We start from the raw sequence: 16,478 nt of genomic DNA on the forward strand, positions 1-16,478 counted from the left end.
GCCTCTTCGCTGGCAAGCCAGCTCCCACAGGATTCCTGTCTGCCACAGGTTCTGTGTCTACATGGATCAAATGTGGGAGCTGGCTTGCCAGCGATGGCTGACTGTCAGACGCCGCGAGACGCTCTAACCAGTCGCAAACCGGCAATCACCACCGCAAACACCGCCAGCGTCGTGTTGTACAGCGCCAGCGCCGGCAACCCGAACACCAGCGCCAGCAACGCCAGCCACCACCCGGCTCGGCCCGGCACGACAAAACCGATCACCGCAGCCGCGACCGCCGCCCAGCCAGGCAGCTGAAAATGAATCATCAGGCCCAGATTCGAGCGCACCGAGCATTCCCAGCGGCTCGCCTCATCCACGCAGATGCCCACCCACTGCGCGTCCTCCATGAAGCCATAACGCGCGCCATAACTGGCAGCCAGCCACAGCGGCAACAGAACGAGCAGCAGAATCACGGGCAAGCGGCGGGACATGGAACACTCCAATCGATGAAATCGGCGGCCAGCTTAATCTGCCGCGGCGCATACGCAAGGACTAACAACTCTTAACTGGTCATTCCTTCCTTGCAAAGTGTATCGTCCGGCTACTATTACTCCGAATTCCGTCAGTTTGGTGCCGAGGCATGGCACTTTGGCGCATACCCGGTGGTCATAGCCTGCGAACTTCATTCGGCACCTTCCTCTAAGGGATCCAGTCATGCTCCGTTCCTTGCGCTTCGCCGCCCTGTTTGGCGGCCTTATTCTGAGTGCGTCCGCACTGGCGGTGGATATCGACGCCGCCAGCTATGGCTATCCCCTGACCAATCCGTTCGAGGCGACCATCGCCACCACGCCGCCGGACTTGCGCCCGGAACTGCCACTGGACGACGACATCGATCAGGCCGATCGCAGCGTCACCCTGCGCCCCGAGCGCGAATTCATCCTGCCGGACAATTTCTGGCCGGTGAAAAAACTGACCTACCGCATCGCCACCCAGGACAAGGCCGCACCGCTGATCTTCCTGATCGCCGGCACCGGCGCGCGTTATGACAGCACGCTCAACGAGTACCTGAAGAAGCTTTATTACAAGGCCGGCTACCACGTCGTGCAGCTGTCATCGCCGACCAGCTTCGACTTCATGAGCGCCGCCTCGCGTTTCGCCACCCCCGGCGTGACCAAGGAAGACGCCGAAGACATGTACCGGGTGATGCAGGCCGTGCGGGCGCAAAACCCGAAACTGCCGGTCACTGACTATTACCTCAGCGGCTACAGCCTGGGTGCGCTGGACGCGGCGTTCGTCGCCCATCTGGATGAAACCCGGCGCAGCTTCAACTTCAAGAAAGTCCTGCTGCTCAATCCGCCGGTCAACCTCTACACCTCGATCACCAACCTCGACAAGCTGGTACAGACCGAGGTCAAGGGCATCAATAACAGCACGACGTTCTATGAACTGGTGCTGAACAAACTGACCCGCTACTTCCAACAGAAGGGCTACATCGACCTCAACGATGCGCTGCTCTACGACTTCCAGCAGTCCAAGCAACACCTGAGCAACGAGCAGATGGCGATGCTGATCGGCACGTCATTCCGCTTCTCGGCGGCGGATATCGCGTTCACCTCGGACCTGATCAACCGTCGCGGCCTGATCACCCCGCCGAAATTCCCGATCACCGAAGGCACCAGCCTCACGCCGTTCCTAAAGCGTGCGCTGCAATGCGACTTCGACTGCTACCTCACCGAACAGGTGATCCCGATGTGGCGCGCCCGCACCGACGGCGGCAGCCTGCTGCAACTGATCGATCAGGTGAGCCTGTACGCCTTGAAGGATTACCTGCACGACAGCCCGAAAATCGCCGTCATGCACAACGCTGACGACGTGATCCTCGGCCCGGGCGACCTCGGTTTCCTGCGCCGCACCTTCGGCGATCGCCTGACCGTTTATCCGCTGGGCGGCCATTGCGGCAACCTTAACTACCGCGTCAACAGCGACGCCATGCTGGAGTTCTTCCGTGGCTAAATATCTCCTGCTGATTGCAGCGCTCCTCAGTGCATGTATGGCCCAGGCCGACAACAGCAAAGCCAATGCACCGGTGGTCATCGACAGCGACGGTTTCAAGGAGCCGCTGTCCAAACTCAAGTTCAACCCGGGGCTGGATCAGCGCGAATTCGAGCGCTCGACCCTCAGCGCGCTGAACGTCTATGACCCGCTGGAAGAGTGGAACCGCCGCGTCTACCACTTCAACTACCGCTTCGACCAATGGGTGTTCCTGCCGGTGGTCAATGGCTATCGCTACGTCACCCCGAGCTTCGTGCGCACCGGCGTGAGCAACTTCTTCAACAACATTGGCGACGTACCGAACCTGGTCAACAGCCTGTTGCAGTTCAAGGGCAAGCGCTCGATGGAAACCACCGCGCGCCTGCTGCTCAACACCACCATCGGCATCGCCGGGCTTTGGGATCCGGCCACCGCCATGGGCCTGCCGCGCCAGAACGAAGACTTCGGCCAGACCCTGGGCTTCTACGGCGTACCGGGCGGTGCTTACTTCGTGCTGCCGATCCTCGGCCCGTCGAACCTGCGCGATACCGCAGGCCTGGCCGTGGACTACACCGCCGAGTCTGCGATCAACTTCCTCAACGTCTCGGAAGTCAGCTCCAACCACCCGGAAGTGTGGGTACTGCGTGGCGTCGACAAGCGTTACCAGACCAGCTTCCGCTACGGTCAGTTGAACTCACCGTTCGAGTACGAGAAGGTGCGCTACGTCTACACCGAGTCGCGCAAGTTGCAGATCGCCGAGTAAAAACAACAGCCACAAAAAAGGCCATTCGATGCAAGTCGAATGGCCTTTTTATTTGCCTCAGGATTTAGCCTTTCAGGGCTTTCCAGACTTTACCGATCACGGACACGCCCGCCAGCACCACCGCACCCGCGATGATCCCCGCCACGCCGTTCAACAGCATCGGCACCACAAACCCGGCACCACCGGCCGCTGCGCCGAGGCTTTCGATCCAGTGATGCACCACCGGCACGCCGTGGGTCAGGATGCCGCCACCGACCAGGAACATCGCAGCAGTGCCGATCACCGACAGGCCTTTCATCATGTACGGCGCCGCACGCAGAATGCCGCTGCCAATGCGTTTTGCCGCAGCGCCGGGCTTCTGAGTCAGCCACAGACCGAGGTCATCGAGTTTGACGATACCGGCCACCAGGCCGTAAACGCCGACGGTCATGACGATGGCGATGCCCGACATCACGATCACTTGCTGGGTCAGCGAAGCATCGGCCACGGTACCGAGGGTGATGGCGATGATTTCCGCCGAGAGGATAAAGTCGGTGCGGATCGCGCCTTTGATCTTGTCCTTCTCGTACGCCACCAGATCGGTTGCCGGATCAGCCACGGCCTCAACCAACTGGGCGTGCTCGGCCTCGTCCTCGGCCTTGCTGTGCAGGAACTTGTGCGCGAGTTTTTCGAAACCTTCGAAACACAGGTAAGCGCCACCGACCATCAACAGTGGCGTCACCAGCCACGGCACGAACGCACTGATCGCCAGCGCCGACGGCACCAGGATCAGTTTGTTGACGAACGAGCCCTTCGCCACCGCCCAAACGACGGGAATTTCCCGCTCCGCGCGTACGCCGGAGACCTGCTGGGCATTGAGCGCCAAGTCGTCGCCGAGCACGCCGGCGGTCTTCTTGGCAGCCATTTTGGTCATCAACGCAACGTCGTCCAGAACGGTGGCGATGTCGTCGATCAGCACCAGCAAACTGCTTCCTGCCATGAATCATGTTTCCTTATGTGAATAATGCCGCGCAGCATACCGCGACTGCGGGCCACACGGGGCATTGTTGAGCGCCGCGCGAGGCCGGTGCTACCATGCGCAACCGCCAGAACAGGCAAGGAACCACCGGGTTTATGAGCACAATCCGCGAGCGCAACAAAGAACTGATCCTGCGTGCAGCCAGTGAAGAGTTTGCCGACAAGGGCTTCGCTGCGACCAAAACCAGCGACATCGCCGCCAAGGCAGGACTGCCCAAGCCCAACGTCTATTACTACTTCAAGTCCAAGGAAAACCTCTACCGCGAGGTGCTGGAAAGTATCATCGTGCCGATTCTGCAGGCCTCGACCCCGTTCAACCCGGACGGCGTACCGAGCGAAGTGCTGAGCGGCTACATCCGCTCGAAGATCCGCATCTCCCGCGACCTGCCCTTCGCCTCCAAGGTGTTCGCCAGCGAAATCATGCACGGCGCCCCGCACCTGAGCGCCGACCTGGTCGAACAGCTCAACGGCCAGGCCAAGCACAACATCGACTGCATCCAGACCTGGATCGACCGCGGCCAGATCGCCCCGATCGACCCCAACCACCTGATGTTCAGCATCTGGGCCGCAACCCAGACCTACGCCGACTTCGACTGGCAGATCTCCGCCGTCACCGGCAAGCACAAACTCGACGAAGCCGATTATGAAGCGGCAGCACAAACCATTATCCGGTTGGTGCTCAAGGGCTGCGAGCCGGACTGAAAATTCGCGGTGCGACTATCTCGAGCAAGTCGAATCGTCGCACCGCAGCCCCCACAGGTTTCTGTGCTGAATTCAGATTTAGCAAACAACACAAATCCCTGTGGGAGCTGGCTTGCCAGCGATGAAGGCAACTCGGTTCAAAGTTGCTAAAGCCAAACTGCATCCCACAGCGGATAGTCGCCGATTTTACCCACCAGCCCAGCGCGCAAAGGGTTGGCCACTACATACCGTGCCATTTTCACCAAGTCATCTTCCCGCCTCAACGCCCGGTCATGGTAACCCTGCTGCCATAACGGCCCATGTCTGCCACTGTGCAGATTCACCTCTCGCGCAATCAGGGATTTGGTCTCGCGCATCAGTTTGCGGAGAGAGCAATTTTCCAGCTCGACCAGCCAGTGAAAATGATCGGGCATCACAACCCACGCCAACGATTTCGCCATTCCGTGGTCCTGTGCGCGACGAAGTTGATGAACAACCAGTCTGCCCAACGCGAAATCGGCAAAGATCGGTTCTCGATCAAGAGTGTTTGAAGTCAGTAAATAGATTTGATTCGGCTCGGCATAGCGACCGGTTCGCAGCCGATGCGAAGCAGGAAGATCAAGCAATCCGTTGCCCCTTTCTGATGAGTTCATCAGAAGGCTAGACCTCAATGATTCCTTTGACTGGGTCAGTCTGTTATCTGGATGTGTCAGTAAGACCGCCATCGCTGGCAAGCCAGCTCCCACAGGGTTTGGTGCCGTTCGCAGAGTTTGAATGCAACGCACAATGTGTGGGAGCTGGCTTGCCAGCGATGACTTTCGATCAATCGCCGCACATCACGCAGCCACCCCCGCATCGGCGCGCAGGTCCAGGGCCTCTACGGCCTTGATTGCCACCTGTTCATCAATGTCCGAGAGATCGCCGCTGATGCCGATCGCACCCAGCACGTTCCCCGCCTGATCACGAATCAACACACCGCCCGGTGCCGGCACGACGCTGCCCTGCCCCATGCTGTTGAGCGCCGCGATGAACGCCGGGCGTTGTTGCGCATCCAGCGCCAGCAGGCGTGAGCCCTTGCCAAGAGCGATGGCGCCCCAGGCTTTGCCGATGGCGATGTTCGGGCGCAGCAGGCTGGCGCCGTCTTCGCGTTGCAAGGTGACCAGGTGGCCGCCGGTATCCAGTACTGCAATGGTCAGCGGCGCGGCGGAGATCGCCCGCCCTGCGCTGATGGCTTCGTTGACCAGCTTGACTGCGACTTTCAAGGTTAAAGCGCTCATGGTGCCGTCCTCATTTTGTTATTGGGAAAGTCGTTGGGCTGCGTTTTTTTGCTGCGCGCTTGCGTCGCAGCCCGATGCAACAAATAGAACACAATGAATTATTTTTTTGTATACAATAATTCTCGAAAAGCGCCTCATGCGACGAAAAGCCACAGCAGAACGGGCTTCCGACGAATGAAACAGGCGCTTGAGAAAATGGATTGACCTGCGCCGTCCGCCGTGAATACACTCTGCGCAAAGCCACTTGTATACAATTACAAAACGTAAAGAGGCACAAAACCATGAGCAAAATGAGAGCAATCGAAGCCGCCGTTCTGGTGATGCGCCGTGAAGGGGTTGATACCGCTTTTGGCATTCCGGGCGCTGCAATCAACCCGCTGTACTCCGCCCTGCAGAAAGTCGGTGGCATCGATCACGTCCTCGCTCGCCACGTTGAAGGCGCCTCGCACATGGCCGAGGGCTACACCCGCACCAAAGCCGGCAACATCGGCGTGTGCATCGGTACTTCCGGCCCGGCCGGTACCGACATGGTCACCGGTCTGTACAGCGCCTCCGCGGACTCGATCCCGATCCTCTGCATCACCGGGCAAGCACCCCGCGCCCGTATGCACAAGGAAGACTTCCAGGCCGTCGACATCACCAGCATCGTCAAGCCGGTGACCAAGTGGGCCACCACCGTTCTGGAGCCGGGCCAGGTGCCTTACGCCTTCCAGAAAGCCTTCTACGAAATGCGCTCCGGCCGCCCGGGCCCGGTGCTGATCGACCTGCCGTTCGACGTGCAGATGGCTGAAATCGAATTCGACATCGACGCCTACCAGCCACTGCCGCTGGCCAAGCCGAGCGCGACCCGCGTGCAAGTCGAAAAAGCCCTGGCGATGCTGGACCAGGCCGAGCGTCCATTGCTGGTGGCCGGCGGCGGCATCATCAACGCCGACGCCAGCGAGCTGCTGGTCGAGTTCGCCGAACTGACCGGCATTCCAGTTATTCCGACCCTGATGGGCTGGGGCACTATCCCGGACGATCACCCGCTGATGGTGGGCATGGTCGGTCTGCAGACTTCGCACCGTTACGGCAACGCCACGATGCTGAAATCCGACGTGGTACTGGGCGTCGGCAACCGCTGGGCCAACCGTCACACCGGCTCGGTCGACGTTTACACCGAAGGCCGCAAGTTCATTCACGTCGACATCGAACCGACCCAGATCGGCCGCGTGTTCACCCCGGACCTGGGCATTGTTTCCGACGCCGCTGCCGCGCTGACCGTGTTCATCGAAGTCGCCCGTGAATGGCAAGCCGCCGGCAAGCTGAAAAACCGCAGTGCCTGGCTGCAGGATTGCCAGCAGCGCAAAGCCAGCCTGCAACGCAAGACACACTTCGACAATGTGCCGGTCAAGCCGCAGCGCGTTTACGAAGAAATGAACCAGGTGTTCGGCAAGGACACCTGCTACGTCAGCACCATCGGTCTGTCGCAGATTGCCGGCGCGCAGTTCCTGCACGTCTACAAACCGCGTCACTGGATCAACTGCGGCCAGGCCGGCCCGTTGGGCTGGACCATTCCGGCAGCGCTGGGCGTGGTGAAGGCCGATCCGAACCGTAAAGTCGTGGCCCTGTCGGGGGACTATGACTTCCAGTTCATGATCGAAGAACTGGCGGTCGGCGCTCAGTTCAAACTGCCGTACATCCACGTCGTGGTGAACAACTCGTACCTGGGGCTGATCCGTCAGGCCCAGCGCGGGTTCGATATGGACTACTGCGTGCAGCTGTCCTTCGATAACCTGAACGCGCCGGAACTCAACGGTTATGGTGTCGACCACGTCGCAGTCGCCGAAGGCCTGGGCTGCAAGGCACTGCGTGTGTTCGAACCGGCTGACATCGCCCCTGCCCTGCGCAAGGCCGAAGAGCTGATCGAAGAGTTCAAGGTGCCGGTGATCGTCGAGATCATTCTGGAGCGTGTGACCAACATCTCCATGGGGACCGAGATCAACGCCGTCAACGAATTCGAAGACCTGGCGCTGGTCGGCAACGATGCGCCTACCGCGATTTCGTTGCTCGACTGATTGCTTTTGCTTGATCGTTCCCACGTCGAGGCGTCGAACCGTCTGCGTGGGAACGCAGCCGGGGACGCTCTGCGTCCCAAAGCGGACGCAGAGCGTCCAAAGAGGCATTCCCACGCAGAGCGTGGGAACGAGAATCTAGAACGGGAGACCACCATGCCGCGTTTCGCAGCCAACCTGTCCATGCTGTTCACCGAACAGGATTTCCTTGCCCGTTTCGACGCCGCCGCCAAGGCTGGCTTCAGCGGTGTCGAGTATCTGTTCCCGTACGATTTCAGCTCTGCCGAAATCAAGGCCAGGCTCGATGCCAACGGTCTGACCCAAGTGCTGTTCAACCTGCCGGCCGGTGACTGGGCCAAGGGCGAGCGCGGTATCGCGTGCCTGCCGGACCGGGTCGAAGAGTTCCGCGCCGGGGTCGATCTGGCCATCGCTTACGCACAGGTGCTGGGCAACACCCAGGTCAACTGCCTGGCCGGTATCCGTCCGCAGGGCGTGGACGATGCCACTGTTGAAAAGACCTTCGTCGCCAACCTCAAGTACGCCGCCGACAAACTGCAAGCCGTCGGCATCAAACTGGTGATGGAAGCGATCAACACCCGCGACATCCCGGGCTTCTACCTGAACAACACGGCACAGGCCCTGTCGATTCGCGAGCAGGTCGGCAGCGCCAATCTGTTCCTGCAATACGACATCTATCACATGCAAATCATGGAAGGCGATCTGGCCCGCACCCTGCAATCGCACCTGGCCGAGATCAACCATGTGCAGCTGGCCGACAACCCGGGCCGCAACGAGCCGGGCACTGGCGAGATCAACTACCGCTTCCTGTTCGAACACCTTGATCGCATCGGTTATCAGGGCTGGGTCGGCTGCGAGTACAAACCGCTGACCACCACTGAAGCGGGCCTCGGCTGGCTGAAGACCCACAACGCGATCTGAACGAACACCACAAAAGCCTGTGGGAGCGGGCTTGCCCGCGATGGCGTTGGCACACACAACAGATATGTTGCCTGACCCACCGCCATCGCTGGCAAGCCAGCTCCCACAATGAATCTGCTGCGTCTCCCAGACTGCATTGCAGCATCAGAATAAAAAGAGGAATTTCTCATGGCTAAAATCGGATTCATCGGCACCGGCATCATGGGCCACCCAATGGCGGCGAACCTGCAGAAAGCCGGTCACAGCCTGTTCCTGTCGGCGCACCACGACGCCGCCCCTGCCGACCTGGTCGCCGCTGGCGCCGTCGCTCTGGCCAACCCGCGCGACGTGGCCCAGGAAGCCGAATTCATCATCGTCATGGTGCCGGATACCCCGCAGGTCGAAGACGTGCTGTTCCGCGCCGACGGCGTCGCGGCCGGCATCGGCAAAGGCAAGGTGGTGATCGACATGAGCTCGATCTCGCCGACCGCCACCAAGGCGTTCGCCGCGAAGATCAACGAGAAAGGCGCGCAATACCTCGACGCCCCGGTGTCCGGCGGTGAAGTCGGCGCCAAGGCCGCGACCCTGAGCATCATGGTCGGTGGCGACGCCGATGCCTTCGAACGCGCACTGCCGCTGTTCCAGGCCATGGGCAAGAACATCACCCTGGTCGGCGGCAATGGCGACGGTCAGACCGCCAAGGTGGCGAACCAGATCATCGTTGCCCTGAACATTCAGGCCGTCGCCGAAGCGCTGCTGTTCGCTTCGAAAAACGGTGCCGATCCAGCCAAGGTGCGTGAAGCGCTGATGGGTGGTTTCGCCTCCTCGAAGATCCTCGAAGTGCACGGCGAGCGCATGATCAAAGGCACCTTCGATCCGGGCTTCCGTATCAGCCTGCACCAGAAAGACCTGAACCTGGCCCTGCAAGGCGCCAAGGAGCTGAACATCAACCTGCCGAACACCGCCAACGCCCAGCAAGTGTTCAGCACCTGCGCGGCCATCGGTGGCAGCAACTGGGACCACTCGGCGCTGATCAAGGGCCTGGAACACATGGCCAACTTCTCGATTCGCGACAAGAAGTAAGTTACGTCCCTGACCCGCTCCCTGTGGGAGCGGGCTTGCCCGCGATGGCATCGACTCGCTCGGCCTGAAAGACCGCAGCGCCTGAATCGCTGGCAAGCCAGCTCCCACAAGGATCGCGTCGCTGCATCGCTGTCGCTCTATCCCAATAACAAGAATTCCGGGAGCCCGCCATGTCGGTCGATCCGCAACAACTGCTGCGCGAGCTGTTTGCCACAGCCATCGACGCGGCCCATCCGAACCAGGTCCTCGAAGCTCATTTGCCGGCCGACCGCACAGGTCGCGTGATCGTCATCGGCGCCGGCAAGGCCGCCGCTGCCATGGCGCAAGTGGTCGAGCGCTGCTGGGAAGGTGAAGTCTCGGGTCTTGTGGTGACCCGCTACGGTCACGGCGCCCCGTGCGAAAAAATCGAAGTGGTCGAAGCCGCGCACCCGGTGCCGGACGCTGCCGGTCTGGCCGTGGCCAAGCGCGTGCTGGAACTGGTCAGCGACCTGACCGAAGACGACCGCGTGATTTTCCTGTTGTCCGGCGGCGGCTCTGCCCTGCTGGCGCTGCCGGCCGAAGGCATCACCCTGGCCGACAAGCAGTCGATCAACAAAGCCCTGCTCAAATCCGGCGCGACCATCGGCGAGATGAACTGCGTGCGCAAGCACCTCTCGGCGATCAAGGGCGGACGCCTGGGCAAAGCCTGCTGGCCAGCGACTGTTTATACCTACGCGATTTCCGATGTGCCGGGCGATCTCGCCACGGTCATCGCCTCCGGCCCGACCGTGGCCGACCCGAGCACCAGCGCCGAAGCGCTGGCCATCATCAAGCGCTACGGCATCGAGATTCCGGCGTCCGTGCGCAGCTGGCTGCAAAGCCCGGAATCGGAAACCGTCAAACCCGGTGATCCGAGCCTGGCCCGCAGTCACTTCCAGTTGATCGCCCGCCCTCAGCAATCGCTGGATGCCGCGGCAGTAAAATGCCGTCAGGCCGGCTTTAGCACGCTGATTCTTGGCGACCTGGAAGGCGAATCCCGGGAAGTGGCGAAAGTCCACGCCGGCATCGCGCGCCAGATCATCCATCACGGTCAGCCGCTGGCGGCGCCGTGCGTGATTCTCTCCGGTGGCGAAACCACGGTGACCGTGCGCGGCAATGGCCGTGGCGGACGCAACGCCGAATTCCTCCTCAGCCTCACCGACAGCCTCAAGGGCCAGCCGGGCGTTTATGCGCTGGCCGGTGACACCGACGGCATCGACGGCTCGGAAGACAACGCCGGCGCGATCATGACCCCGGACAGCTACGCCCGCGCCGCCGCCCTGGGCCTGAGCGCCAGCGACGAGCTGGATAACAACAACGGTTACGGCTACTTCGCGGCGCTCGATGCGCTGATCGTCACCGAGCCGACTCGCACCAACGTCAACGACTTCCGCGCCATCCTGATCCTCGAGAGCTCTAAATCATGACGCCTGATAAAAAGGTCAAAATCCTCGCCACCCTCGGGCCTGCCGTCGACGGCATCGAAGACATCCGCGAGCTGGTCGAGGCCGGGGTCAATATCTTCCGCCTCAACTTCAGCCACGGCGATCACGCCGACCACGCCAAGCGTTATCAGTGGATCCGCGAAGTCGAGCGCCAGCTCAACTATCCGCTCGGGATCCTGATGGACCTGCAAGGGCCGAAACTGCGGGTCGGCAAGTTCGCTGACGGCAAGGTTCAGTTGCATCGCGGTCAGGCCTTCCGCCTCGATCTGGATGCGACACCGGGCGACGAACGCCGGGTGAACCTGCCGCATCCGGAGATCATCGCGGCGCTGGAAGCCGGGATGGATCTGCTGCTCGATGACGGCAAACTGCGCCTGCGGGTCGTCACCAAATACTCCGACGCGATCGACACCACCGTGCTCAACGGCGGCGAACTGTCGGACCGCAAAGGCGTGAACGTGCCGCAAGCGGTGCTCGACCTGAGCCCGCTGACCACCAAGGATCGTCGCGACCTGAGCTTCGGTCTGGAGCTGGGTGTGGACTGGGTCGCGCTGTCGTTCGTGCAGCGCCCGCAAGACATCCTCGAGGCCCGCGAACTGATCGGCGACAAGGCGTTCCTGATGGCGAAAATCGAGAAGCCGTCGGCGGTCGAGCAACTGCGCGAGATCGCCGAACTGAGCGACGCGATCATGGTGGCTCGCGGTGATCTGGGCGTGGAAGTGCCGGCCGAGAGCGTGCCGCAGATCCAGAAAAACATCATCACCACCTGCCGCCAGCTCGGCAAACCGGTGGTGGTGGCGACGCAGATGCTCGAGTCGATGCGCTTCTCCCCGGCGCCGACCCGCGCCGAAGTCACCGACGTGGCCAACGCCGTGGCCGAAGGTGCCGATGCGGTGATGCTGTCGGCGGAAACCGCGTCCGGCGAATACCCGCTGGAAGCCGTGCAGATGATGAGCAAGATCATCCGCCAGGTGGAAAACGGTCCGGACTACCAGACCCAACTCGACGTCAGCCGGCCGAAAGCCGAAGCGACCGTGTCCGATGCGATCAGCTGCGCGATTCGCCGGATCAGCAACGTGCTGCCGGTGGCAGTGCTGGTCAACTACAGCGAGTCCGGGGCATCGAGTCTGCGTGCGGCGCGGGAGCGGCCAAAGGCGCCGATCCTCAACCTGACGCCGAACCTGCAGACCGCCCGCCGGTTGAGCGTGGCATGGGGCATTCATTCGGTGGTCAATGATCGCCTGCGTCAGGTGGATGAAGTGTGCTCGACCGCGCTGGAAATCGCTCAGGCGCAAGGAATGGCCGAGCGTGGCGATACGTTGCTGATCACCGCGGGGGTGCCGTTTGGCCAGCCGGGATCGACTAATTCGCTGCGGATCGAAACATTGATTTAACCACTGACCAAGATCGTTCCCACGCTCCGCGTGGGAATGCGGCCCGGGACGCTCTGCGTCCCAAGAGCAGACGCAGAGCGTCCTTTGAGGCATTCCCACGCAGACGGTTCGACGCCTCGACGTGGGAACGATCAGTACCGAATGACCTGCCATGCCTGCCAATCATTTCAACACCCACTGCCCTGACTGGGCCGAGGCTTTGCTCAACGGCTTCAGTCAAATCTTCCTCCAGCGCCATCCGCTGTGTGGCCTGCTGTGCCTTCTGGCCATTTTATTCACCGCGCCAGTGTTGTTTGCTGGCGCGCTGCTCGGTGCGGTCGCCGGTTTGCTCACCGCGCAACGGCGCAACTACGCCAAGGCGGATCGTCAGGCCGGACTGTTCAGCTACAACGGCGTGCTGGTCGGCCTGTTGCTGAGCCTGTATTTCCCCTGGTCGCCGATGCTGCCGCCGCTGATTCTGGCGGCCGGCGGACTGAGCGCGATGATCACGCAGCAGTGGCTCAAACGCGCACGCCTCACCGAATACCTGCCCGCCTACACCGCGCCGTTCGTGCTGCTGAGCTGGGTGTTCCTGTGTTTCGCCGAGCCTTTGTCCGCCGCACCAGTGCTTGAACTGAACACCGTGAACCTGCTCGGTGCCGCCCTGAAAGGCTTCGGTCAGGTGATGTTCCTCGGCCATCCGCTGGCCGGTGGACTGATCGCCGCCGGTTTGCTGATCGCCGATCGCCGGGCCTTTGCCTGGGCGCTGCTGGCTTCGGCGATTGGCCTGGGTTCCAGCCTGTTGCACCACGACAATCAGGTCGCGTTGCTCGGTCTGGGTGGCTACAACGCGGTACTTGCCGCCCTCGCCTTCAGCGCCCAGCGCCAGCAACCGTGGCTGCCGCTGTTCGGCATCGGCCTGGCGCTGCTGCTGACGCCGCTGTTCAGTGCCCTGGGTCTGGCGACTCTCACGGCACCGTTCATTCTTGCCTGCTGGCTGCTGCGCACCGGCATTCGCCTGACGCAGCAACCGCAGATCAGCGGCGCGCCTTGCGCTCACGGGGAGAATCAACCTAGGCTGCGCTGATCTTTGATTCAGGCGTGATCCATGGACAGTAACCAGCACTGGCGTGAACAGCTTTACGTCATGATTTTCCAGAGCGACACCCCCGCCGGGCGACGTTTCGACGGCATTCTGCTGCTGATCATTCTGGCCAGCCTGGTGATCGTGATGCTCGACAGCATCGACAGCGTTCACCGCAATTACGCCGATGTGCTGGCGTATATCGAGTGGGGGTTCACCATCATCTTTGCCGGCGAGTACATTCTGCGTCTGTACTGCTCGCCCAAACCGTTGCGCTATGCCTTCAGTTTTTACGGATTGGTGGATCTGCTGGCGATCGTGCCAGGCATCCTCGCGCTGTACTACAGCGATGCGCAGTACCTGTTGATTATCCGGATCATCCGGATGCTGCGAATTTTCCGCGTCCTCAAACTCAGTCCCTATCTCAAACAAGCCAACTATCTGATGTCGGCGCTGCGTGGCAGCAAGCAGAAGATCGTGGTGTTTCTGGTGAGCGTCTGCACTCTCGTAACCGTGTTCGGTACGTTGATGTACGTGATCGAAGGCCCGGAACACGGTTTCACCAGCATTCCCAAGGGCATCTATTGGGCTATCGTGACCCTGACCACCGTCGGCTTCGGCGACATCGTGCCAAAGACTCCGTTGGGCCAGGTGATTTCGTCGCTGGTGATGATCACTGGTTACTCGATCATCGCCGTGCCCACCGGGATCTTCACCGCTGAACTGGCCAATGCGATGCGTGGTGAACAGTTGCAACACGACTGCCCGGTTTGCCAGAAAAAGAGCCATGAAAGCAGCGCCGCCTTCTGTTCGCGATGCGGCAACCCGTTATTCAAGAAAATGGAATAAGCAAAGTTCTTTTTAATCTTTAAACGACTATGCGTGCCCCGCTATAGTCGCTGGCAAATGGCCTCATCTTTATAAAAACACCCCCACAGAACAAGGAATGCGCAGTGAAAAAACTCTTTGGCGCCTCACTTCTCGCCGCAGGTCTTGCCTTCGGCAGCGTGGCTCAGGCCGCACCGACCCTGCTCAACGTGTCCTACGACGTGATGCGCGATTTCTACAAGGACTACAACACTGCGTTCCAGAAACACTGGCAGGCCGAACACAACGAAAACATCACGGTGCAGATGTCTTTCGGCGGTTCGAGCAAGCAAGCCCGTTCGGTCATCGACGGCCTGCCGGCTGACGTCATCACCATGAACATGGCCACCGACATCAACGCCCTGGCCGACAACGGCCAACTGGTGCCGAAAGACTGGGTCACCCGCCTGCCGAACAACAGTGCGCCGTTCACCTCGGCCACGGTGTTTATCGTGCGCAAGGGCAACCCGAAAGCCCTGAAAGACTGGCCGGACCTGCTCAAGGATGGCGTGCAAGTGATCGTGCCGAACCCGAAAACCTCGGGCAACGGCCGCTACACCTACCTGTCGGCCTGGGGCTACGTGCTGAAAAACGGCGGTGACGAGAACAAGGCCAAAGACTTCGTCGGCAAGCTGTTCAAGCAGGCGCCGGTGCTGGACACCGGTGGCCGCGCCGCGACCACCACGTTCATGACCAACCAGATCGGCGACGTGCTGGTGACCTTCGAAAACGAAGCCGAAATGATCGCCCGCGAGTTCGGCCGCGACCAGTTCGAAGTCATCTACCCGAGCGTCTCCGCCGAAGCCGAGCCGCCGGTGTCGGTGGTCGACAAAGTGGTCGAGAAGAAAGGCTCCCGCGCCGCTGCCGAGGAATACCTGAAGTTCCTGTGGTCGCCGGAAGGCCAGGAAATCGCGGCCGCCAACTACCTGCGTCCACGTGACCCGGCGGTGCTGGCCAAGTACACCGACCGTTTCCCGAAAGTCGACTTCCTGTCGGTCGAGAAGACCTTCGGCGACTGGCGCACCGTGCAGAAGACCCACTTCAACGATGGCGGGATCTTCGACCAGATCTACAACGGCCAGTAAGGCGTGAGCTGACATGAAGAAGGCGACCTGAAGAGGTCGCCTTTTTTGTGGCCGGCTACATGGGTGGCTTCACGCCATCCTTTCCCGCCGAGATCGATTGCGCGGTCAGCGTGCCGTCCGCGCTCTGGGTCACGAAAGTGACGATCTTCACCCCGACCTTGAGCAGGCTGCGATCGCCCGGCGTCAGGTTGACGATCGGCACATCCTCCGGCACCAGGATCTTCTGCTGACCGCCCTTGTAGTTGACGGTCAGCACCCGGCCGTTGCTGACCACCAGATCGCCGACGCTGCCGTTGGTCATGCTGCTGCCCTTGGCCAGGTCGAACGGCCGATGACCGTCGCCGCTGCCGGCCAGCTCCGGCGGGAAGACATGAACCTCCAGCGCCTTGAGCGTGCCATCCTCTTGGGGAATGGCGGCCGAACCGATGTAGCTGCCGGGCTTGATGTCTTCGATATTGGCCAGGGTAACCGCGCGGACCTTGGTGTCCGGGGTCAACTGGACCACCACGTTTTCACCCGTGTTGACGTGAATCTTGAGCGAGTCGGGACTGACCCCGGTGATTTCGCCGCGCACGCCCATGCGCATGCCGGGCGCTTCGGCGGCCTGCACGGCCGTGGCGCCGAGCAGACTGATCAGGGCAATCGTTGTGGTGTGGCGAAGCAACTGACGAAACATCGCAATCCTCCGTTGATGAATGCTGAAACCCGGTCACAACATAAGCACGCTATCGAACAAGATGTAAGTGAATGTATCATCGACGCTCGACGGTCGGACGCAAGGTTCGCCGATGAACAATGGG

The 16,478-nt window shown here is 61.1% G+C and carries 16 protein-coding genes; 11 read left to right on the forward strand and 5 right to left on the reverse strand.

Annotated features, from left to right (window positions below; translation table 11 throughout):
• Positions 1 to 104: 104 nt before the first annotated feature.
• On the reverse strand, positions 105 to 473 hold the full coding sequence (locus ACTJK7_RS15325) for a hypothetical protein (protein WP_323151788.1): 369 nt from the start codon (positions 471 to 473) through the stop codon (positions 105 to 107).
• A 223-nt stretch (positions 474 to 696) separates the two neighbouring features.
• Between ACTJK7_RS15325 and ACTJK7_RS15330 the strand changes: the two genes are divergently transcribed.
• The gene (locus ACTJK7_RS15330; RefSeq protein WP_085611502.1) at positions 697 to 1,995 is read left to right on the forward strand and encodes a serine/threonine protein kinase; all 1,299 of its coding nucleotides are present in this window, start codon (positions 697 to 699) and stop codon (positions 1,993 to 1,995) included.
• Positions 1,988 to 2,776, forward strand: a complete 789-nt coding sequence (locus ACTJK7_RS15335) for an MlaA family lipoprotein (protein ID WP_440780658.1) — start codon at positions 1,988 to 1,990, stop codon at positions 2,774 to 2,776. The genes ACTJK7_RS15330 and ACTJK7_RS15335 overlap by 8 nt, the downstream gene beginning before the upstream one ends.
• Before the next feature lie 64 nt (positions 2,777 to 2,840).
• Here the strand turns inward: ACTJK7_RS15335 and ACTJK7_RS15340 are convergent, their stop codons facing one another.
• Positions 2,841 to 3,755 (reverse strand): DUF808 domain-containing protein, encoded by a 915-nt coding sequence (locus ACTJK7_RS15340; protein WP_440780657.1) that lies wholly within the window; start codon positions 3,753 to 3,755, stop codon positions 2,841 to 2,843.
• 134 nt (positions 3,756 to 3,889) lie between these two features.
• On the opposite strand from ACTJK7_RS15340, the gene ACTJK7_RS15345 reads away from it, so the two are divergent.
• Positions 3,890 to 4,495: a TetR/AcrR family transcriptional regulator gene (locus ACTJK7_RS15345; RefSeq protein WP_085655462.1), complete on the forward strand. Its 606-nt coding sequence runs from the start codon at positions 3,890 to 3,892 to the stop codon at positions 4,493 to 4,495.
• A 146-nt stretch (positions 4,496 to 4,641) separates the two neighbouring features.
• On the opposite strand, the gene ACTJK7_RS15350 is transcribed toward ACTJK7_RS15345, so the two are convergent.
• Together ACTJK7_RS15350 and ACTJK7_RS15355 are read right to left on the reverse strand one after the other, a co-directional pair.
• Positions 4,642 to 5,100: an REP-associated tyrosine transposase gene (locus ACTJK7_RS15350; RefSeq protein WP_108563656.1), complete on the reverse strand. Its 459-nt coding sequence runs from the start codon at positions 5,098 to 5,100 to the stop codon at positions 4,642 to 4,644.
• 210 nt (positions 5,101 to 5,310) lie between these two features.
• Positions 5,311 to 5,751: a GlcG/HbpS family heme-binding protein gene (locus tag ACTJK7_RS15355; RefSeq protein ID WP_007959289.1), complete on the reverse strand. Its 441-nt coding sequence runs from the start codon at positions 5,749 to 5,751 to the stop codon at positions 5,311 to 5,313.
• 281 nt (positions 5,752 to 6,032) lie between these two features.
• Here ACTJK7_RS15355 and gcl point away from each other — a divergent pair, with 281 nt between their 5' ends.
• From gcl to ACTJK7_RS15395, 8 genes are all read left to right on the forward strand, one after another.
• Positions 6,033 to 7,808 carry a glyoxylate carboligase gene (gcl, locus tag ACTJK7_RS15360; protein WP_064378647.1) on the forward strand — a complete coding sequence of 592 codons (1,776 nt, stop codon included), beginning with the start codon at positions 6,033 to 6,035 and terminating at the stop codon, positions 7,806 to 7,808.
• A gap of 153 nt (positions 7,809 to 7,961) precedes the next feature.
• Complete coding sequence (gene hyi / locus ACTJK7_RS15365; RefSeq protein WP_011333102.1) at positions 7,962 to 8,744, forward strand: hydroxypyruvate isomerase; 783 nt, start codon at positions 7,962 to 7,964, stop codon at positions 8,742 to 8,744.
• Positions 8,745 to 8,912: 168 nt separating this feature from the next.
• A complete protein-coding gene (locus tag ACTJK7_RS15370) occupies positions 8,913 to 9,806 on the forward strand; it encodes a 2-hydroxy-3-oxopropionate reductase (RefSeq protein WP_085747089.1) in 894 nt (297 codons plus the stop codon).
• Between the two features lie 170 nt (positions 9,807 to 9,976).
• A complete protein-coding gene (locus ACTJK7_RS15375) occupies positions 9,977 to 11,251 on the forward strand; it encodes a glycerate kinase type-2 family protein (RefSeq protein ID WP_440780656.1) in 1,275 nt (424 codons plus the stop codon).
• Positions 11,248 to 12,663, forward strand: coding sequence for a pyruvate kinase (pyk, locus tag ACTJK7_RS15380; RefSeq protein WP_064378645.1), 1,416 nt, complete (start codon positions 11,248 to 11,250; stop codon positions 12,661 to 12,663). The genes ACTJK7_RS15375 and pyk overlap by 4 nt, the downstream gene beginning before the upstream one ends.
• Before the next feature lie 151 nt (positions 12,664 to 12,814).
• Complete coding sequence (locus ACTJK7_RS15385; protein WP_108560314.1) at positions 12,815 to 13,729, forward strand: urea transporter; 915 nt, start codon at positions 12,815 to 12,817, stop codon at positions 13,727 to 13,729.
• Positions 13,730 to 13,750: 21 nt separating this feature from the next.
• Positions 13,751 to 14,575, forward strand: a complete 825-nt coding sequence (locus ACTJK7_RS15390; RefSeq protein ID WP_064594438.1) for an ion transporter — start codon at positions 13,751 to 13,753, stop codon at positions 14,573 to 14,575.
• Between the two features lie 104 nt (positions 14,576 to 14,679).
• Positions 14,680 to 15,678 carry a sulfate ABC transporter substrate-binding protein gene (locus ACTJK7_RS15395; RefSeq protein WP_011333096.1) on the forward strand — a complete coding sequence of 333 codons (999 nt, stop codon included), beginning with the start codon at positions 14,680 to 14,682 and terminating at the stop codon, positions 15,676 to 15,678.
• Positions 15,679 to 15,733: 55 nt separating this feature from the next.
• Here the strand turns inward: ACTJK7_RS15395 and ACTJK7_RS15400 are convergent, their stop codons facing one another.
• Positions 15,734 to 16,354, reverse strand: coding sequence for a DUF5666 domain-containing protein (locus ACTJK7_RS15400; protein ID WP_108560311.1), 621 nt, complete (start codon positions 16,352 to 16,354; stop codon positions 15,734 to 15,736).
• Positions 16,355 to 16,478: the final 124 nt, after the last annotated feature.

The organism is Pseudomonas sp. 22085, assembly GCF_052045815.1.
Classification (GTDB): Bacteria; Pseudomonadota; Gammaproteobacteria; order Pseudomonadales; family Pseudomonadaceae; genus Aquipseudomonas; species Aquipseudomonas glycinae.

Excerpts from the sequence above, each read along its gene's own strand:
- ACTJK7_RS15325 (WP_323151788.1), bottom strand. The coding sequence starts at position 473 with ATGTCCCGCCGCTTGCCCGTGATTCTGCTGCTCGTTCTGTTGCCGCTG.
- ACTJK7_RS15330 (WP_085611502.1), top strand. The coding sequence starts at position 697 with ATGCTCCGTTCCTTGCGCTTCGCCGCCCTGTTTGGCGGCCTTATTCTG.
- ACTJK7_RS15340 (WP_440780657.1), bottom strand. The coding sequence starts at position 3,755 with ATGGCAGGAAGCAGTTTGCTGGTGCTGATCGACGACATCGCCACCGTT.
- ACTJK7_RS15345 (WP_085655462.1), top strand. The coding sequence starts at position 3,890 with ATGAGCACAATCCGCGAGCGCAACAAAGAACTGATCCTGCGTGCAGCC.
- ACTJK7_RS15355 (WP_007959289.1), bottom strand. The coding sequence starts at position 5,751 with ATGAGCGCTTTAACCTTGAAAGTCGCAGTCAAGCTGGTCAACGAAGCC.
- gcl (WP_064378647.1), top strand. The coding sequence starts at position 6,033 with ATGAGCAAAATGAGAGCAATCGAAGCCGCCGTTCTGGTGATGCGCCGT.
- hyi (WP_011333102.1), top strand. The coding sequence starts at position 7,962 with ATGCCGCGTTTCGCAGCCAACCTGTCCATGCTGTTCACCGAACAGGAT.
- ACTJK7_RS15370 (WP_085747089.1), top strand. The coding sequence starts at position 8,913 with ATGGCTAAAATCGGATTCATCGGCACCGGCATCATGGGCCACCCAATG.
- ACTJK7_RS15375 (WP_440780656.1), top strand. The coding sequence starts at position 9,977 with ATGTCGGTCGATCCGCAACAACTGCTGCGCGAGCTGTTTGCCACAGCC.
- pyk (WP_064378645.1), top strand. The coding sequence starts at position 11,248 with ATGACGCCTGATAAAAAGGTCAAAATCCTCGCCACCCTCGGGCCTGCC.
- ACTJK7_RS15385 (WP_108560314.1), top strand. The coding sequence starts at position 12,815 with ATGCCTGCCAATCATTTCAACACCCACTGCCCTGACTGGGCCGAGGCT.
- ACTJK7_RS15390 (WP_064594438.1), top strand. The coding sequence starts at position 13,751 with ATGGACAGTAACCAGCACTGGCGTGAACAGCTTTACGTCATGATTTTC.
- ACTJK7_RS15400 (WP_108560311.1), bottom strand. The coding sequence starts at position 16,354 with ATGTTTCGTCAGTTGCTTCGCCACACCACAACGATTGCCCTGATCAGT.